General features: G+C 61.0%; 5 protein-coding genes. All 5 read left to right on the top strand.

Going from position 1 to position 4,461, the window contains the following annotated elements:
- Positions 1-106: 106 nt before the first annotated feature.
- Positions 107-871: an SDR family NAD(P)-dependent oxidoreductase gene (locus VGL70_19590; GenBank protein ID HEY3305735.1), complete on the top strand. Its 765-nt coding sequence runs from the start codon at positions 107-109 to the stop codon at positions 869-871.
- A gap of 122 nt (positions 872-993) precedes the next feature.
- Positions 994-1,845, top strand: a complete 852-nt coding sequence (locus VGL70_19585; protein ID HEY3305734.1) for an amidohydrolase family protein — start codon at positions 994-996, stop codon at positions 1,843-1,845.
- Positions 1,846-1,868: 23 nt separating this feature from the next.
- Positions 1,869-2,648, top strand: coding sequence for an enoyl-CoA hydratase (locus VGL70_19580; GenBank protein HEY3305733.1), 780 nt, complete (start codon positions 1,869-1,871; stop codon positions 2,646-2,648).
- A 26-nt stretch (positions 2,649-2,674) separates the two neighbouring features.
- The gene (locus tag VGL70_19575; protein ID HEY3305732.1) at positions 2,675-3,391 is read left to right on the top strand and encodes a Phenylacetic acid catabolic protein; all 717 of its coding nucleotides are present in this window, start codon (positions 2,675-2,677) and stop codon (positions 3,389-3,391) included.
- Between the two features lie 14 nt (positions 3,392-3,405).
- Positions 3,406-4,461: Rieske 2Fe-2S domain-containing protein (locus tag VGL70_19570; GenBank protein ID HEY3305731.1), on the top strand; the 1,056-nt coding region annotated here is incomplete at its 3' end.

Raw genomic sequence — 4,461 nt, 5'->3', positions numbered from 1 at the left:
TCGGCGCCGCGCTGCTCGCGCTCAAACGTTTGGAGAAGATCCGCCAGGAGCCGAAAGAACAGGCGATGGTGGCGTAGAACACGCCTGAAAGACAAAAGGAGCGAACATGAAACTCAAACGCAAGACAGCGATCGTCACCGGAGGCGGCAGCGGCATCGGCCGCGCCACGGCGCTGGCGCTGGGCTTCGAAGGCGCCAACGTCGCGATCGCCGATATCGCCGTGGATAACGCGCAGCGCGTCAGCGAAGAAGTCGCGGCGGCGGGATTCGGGTCGGCGATCGCCTGCAAGGTGGATCTGACCAGGAAAACCGAGGTCGAGCAGATGATTCAAAAAGTCCTCCAGGAATTCGGGCAGATCGACATCCTGGTGAACTGCGCGGGCTGGGACCGGCTGGAGCCTTTCATCGAGAGCAACGAGGAGACGTGGGACAAGATCATCGCGATCAACTTCAAATCGGTCCTGAACACGGTCAAAGCCGTGCTGCCGCACATGATCCAGCGCAACTCGGGCAAGATCATCAACATCGCCTCCGACGCGGGACGCGTCGGATCGTCGTGGGAAGCGGTCTATTCCGGCACCAAAGGCGCCGTGATCGCGTTCTCGAAGACGCTTGCGCGCGAGACCGCGCGCTACAACATCAACGTCAACGTCGTCTGCCCCGGCATGACCGACACGCCGCTCATGCAGGCGATCCGCGACCAATCGGAGAAGACGGCGAAGATCGTCGATGCCGTCATCAAGGCGACGCCGTTCCGGCGCGCGGCCAAGCCCGAAGAGATCGCCGCGCTGGTCGTCTTTTTCGCTTCCAACGATTCCGACTTCATGACCGGACAGACGGTCAGCGTCGACGGCGGACTGACGATGGCGTAAGAACACCCTCACCCAAACCCTCACCCTAACCCTCTCCCTAAAGGGCGAGGGAATGGTTGAGAGCGACTCTGTCACCCTCTCCCGCTGGGAGAGGGCAGGGGTGAGGGAAAGGAGAAACAGCTATGGCTAGCCAAGTCAAAGCGATCGACATGATGTACTACGTGGCGACGCCGGAGTTCATCGCCAAGTGGAACGACGCCAAAAAAAACGAGCTGATCTGCCGCATGGAGCGCGCCATCGGCGGCCTGCCGCAGTTCGACACCATCCCGGCGATGATCGGCAAGATGGACGAGGCCGGGGTGGAAAAAGTTTTCATCACCCAGACGAAAATGTGGTCGTACCGCAACCACTGGATGTACATGAACACGACGATCGACGAAGTCGCGCAGTACACGACGCAATATCCCGACCGCTTCGTCGGTCTCGCCGGCTACAATCCGTTTCGCATCAAAGAGTCGCTCCAGGAAATCGAGATCGGCGTGAAGCGCTACGGCTTCAAGGGCGTCTACGTCCACATCTACGGCTTCGACATCCCGCTCTCGGACGCCAAGATGTATCCGCTGTTCGCCAAGTGCGTCGAGCTGGACATTCCGGTGTCGATGCAAGTCGGCCACGTGCTCGAAGCGATGCCGAGCGAGCACGGCCGGCCGATTTATCTGGATAAAATCGCCAGCGATTTTCCCGAGCTGAAAATGATCGGCGCGCACACCGGCTGGCCGTGGGCCGAGGAGCTGATCTCGGCTTGCTACAAGTGGGACAACGTTTATTTCGGCATCGACGGCTGGATGCCGAAATATCTCGCGCCCGAGGTCATTCACTTCATGAACAGCCGGATGGGCATGGACCGCTGCGTCTGGGGCACCAACGGCCTCCCGTGGAAGGCGAGCCTCGACCAGATCGGTGAGATCGGCCTCAAGGAAGAGGTCAAGCGGAAAGTTTTGCGCGACAACACGGTGCAGCTCTTCGGCCTATGACGGCGCAATCCTCTGGAGGCTCTATGTATCACAATCTGCTGGTCGGCAGGGACGGCGGCGTTACGACGATCCAGCTCAACCGGCCGGAGAAGAAGAACGCCTTCAACGGAATGCTGAGACAGGAGATGGAAGCGGCGCTCAAACGGATCGCCGCCGATGCCGCGCAGCGCGTCGTCATCGTCACCGGGGGCGAGGAGTTTTTCTGCGCCGGCGCCGACATCGGCGAGATCCTCGAAGCGAACACGGCCGAGGCGACCTACCGGCACGCGCGCGAGTTCCAGCTTCTGTTCGATCAGATCGAGGCGTTGCCGCAGCCGGTCGTCGCCGCCGTGGCCGGTTATGCGCTCGGCGGCGGCTGCGAGCTGGCGCTCGCGTGCGATTTCCGCATCGCTTCGGAGGGGACGAAGTTCGGTCTCCCGGAGATCAAGATCGGCGCGTTTCCCGGCGGCGGCGGCACCCAGCGCCTGCCGCGCCTCATCGGCGCAGCGAAAGCAAAGGAAATTATTCTCACCGGCGATCCGATCGTCGCGGAGCAAGCGTTGGCTCTCGGTCTCGTCATGAAGGTGGTCTCCAAGGGTAAGCTGCTCGAAGAAGCGCGCGCCTTCGCCGCCAAGCTCGCCGCGCTGCCGCGCCTCGCGCTCGAAGCGTCGAAGATGCTCATCAACAAAGGCGTGGAAGTCGATCTGGCTTCCGGCCTGGAGATGGAAGCGCGCTCGTTCGGCAACCTCGCCACGAGCCACGATTTGCATGAGGGAACCGCGGCGTTTTTGGAAAAAAGAAAGCCGAACTTCACCGGGACGTAAAAAACAATATCCGGAAAGGAAAGATCATGTTCAACGACAAAGTCACGGCCGATGATTTCGAAAAGATGGACCCCGAGTATCAGGATCTGCTCAAGCGGATCCTCACGATCCAATCGGATTGCGAGATCGGCGGGCCGCATCTCTACATGGAGAAGATGCTTCCCGGCACGCCGACGAAGCTCGACCAACTGATCGTCGCGCGCACGGCGGCGGAGGAGATGGATCACTACCGGAAATTCGCCCGCGTCGCCGGCGACATCGGCGTGGACGTCTCGTTCGTCTTGAGCCAGCCGAACCAGAAGCGCTACCTCGAAGCCTTCCGCGGAAAGATCACGACCTGGGAGGACTTCGCCGTGTTCGGCTTTTTGATCGATCGCGTAGGCCATTACCAGCTCGACGAGTTCGTCGGCACGAGCTACGCGCCGATCGTGCCGCTGCTGCCGGATATCATCCTGGAAGAGCTCGGTCACATCGAGTACGGCGCGAACAAGACGCGGGAGCTGGTGGAGAAAGGCGATCAGTCGCGCGAGAAAGTCCAGAAGGCGCTCGATCACTGGTACATCACGGCGCTCGACATGTTCGGCAGCTCCGAATCAAAGCGCTCCGAACGGTTTTGTCACTGGGGCATCAAGCGCCGCACCAACGCGCAGGCGAGAGAAGCGTACATCAAAGAGGTCAACCCGCTGATCGAGGAGATGGGCCTTAAAGTGCCGGACGCGATGAAAGGCAGACACTACCTATAGTCGAAGGGGGAACCATGCTGACCCAAGAAGAAAACGAGCTGTTGACGCGCGTCGGCCCGGGAACGCCGGCCGGCGAGCTGCTGCGCCGCTACTGGCTGCCCGTGGCCCCGGCTTGTGAACTGACGGATGAAAAGCCGACTCTGCACGCGCGCATTCTCGGGGAGGATCTCGTCCTCTTCCGCGACCGGACGGGCCGGGTCGGTTTGCTCGACGATCGCTGCCCGCACCGCGGCGCATCGGTCCTTTACGGCAGAGTGGAAAAAAGAGGCATCGCTTGCGCCTATCACGGCTGGCTGTTCGACACCGAAGGAAACTGTATCGAATGCCCGGCCGAGCCGGCGGGCAGCAAATTCCATCTCACGGTCAAGCACAAAGCCTATCCGGTGCAAAAATTCGTAGGGCTTTACTGGACCTACATGGGACCGAAGCCGCTGCCGCTCCTTCCCCAGTACGATCTCTGGGTGCGGAAAGACGGCCGCCGACGGGTGATCGTCCAGCCGCAGCTCGACTGCAACTGGTTTCAAGCGATGGAAAATTCCGTGGACCCGTCGCACCTTCAAATCCTCCATCAGACGATGATCGGCCGCGGCCGGACCATCGCGAGCACGACCCGCGGCCTCACCGACGACGTGGAGCAGTTCGAGTTTTACGAGTTTCCCTACGGCATCATGAAAAAGCGCCGATACATCAACGGCCGGATCGACGAGCATCCGTTGATCTTCCCGAATATTCTCCGCCAGTCCAACGCGACGCAGATCCGCGTTCCGATGGACGACGCCCACACGAAGATTTTCTTCGTCCGCTTCGATCCGAGCGAGGACGGCGGCGTCGTGGAAGAAAACGGCGATCTTCCCGTGGAATATGTGAACCCCTACAAGAATCCGCCGGACGCGCTGCACCCGTTCACGCGCTTCGACATGACGATCGACGTGCAGTGCCAGGATCATATGGCCTGGGAAACCCAGGGGCCGATCTCGGACCGCACGCACGAGCGGCTCGCCACCGCCGACCGCGGCATCGTCATGCTGCGGGAGATGATGAAGCGGGAGATCGAGAAGGTCGAAAAAGGG

The sequence above is a fragment of the Candidatus Binatia bacterium genome, from assembly GCA_036504975.1.
Lineage (GTDB): Bacteria > Desulfobacterota > Binatia > UBA9968 > UBA9968 > JAJPJQ01.
This window is presented reverse-complemented; position numbering and strand designations above follow the sequence as displayed.

Coding starts and splice junctions, on each gene's coding strand:
- VGL70_19590 (HEY3305735.1), top strand. CDS start 107: ATGAAACTCAAACGCAAGACAGCGATCGTCACCGGAGGCGGCAGCGGC.
- VGL70_19585 (HEY3305734.1), top strand. CDS start 994: ATGGCTAGCCAAGTCAAAGCGATCGACATGATGTACTACGTGGCGACG.
- VGL70_19580 (HEY3305733.1), top strand. CDS start 1,869: ATGTATCACAATCTGCTGGTCGGCAGGGACGGCGGCGTTACGACGATC.
- VGL70_19575 (HEY3305732.1), top strand. CDS start 2,675: ATGTTCAACGACAAAGTCACGGCCGATGATTTCGAAAAGATGGACCCC.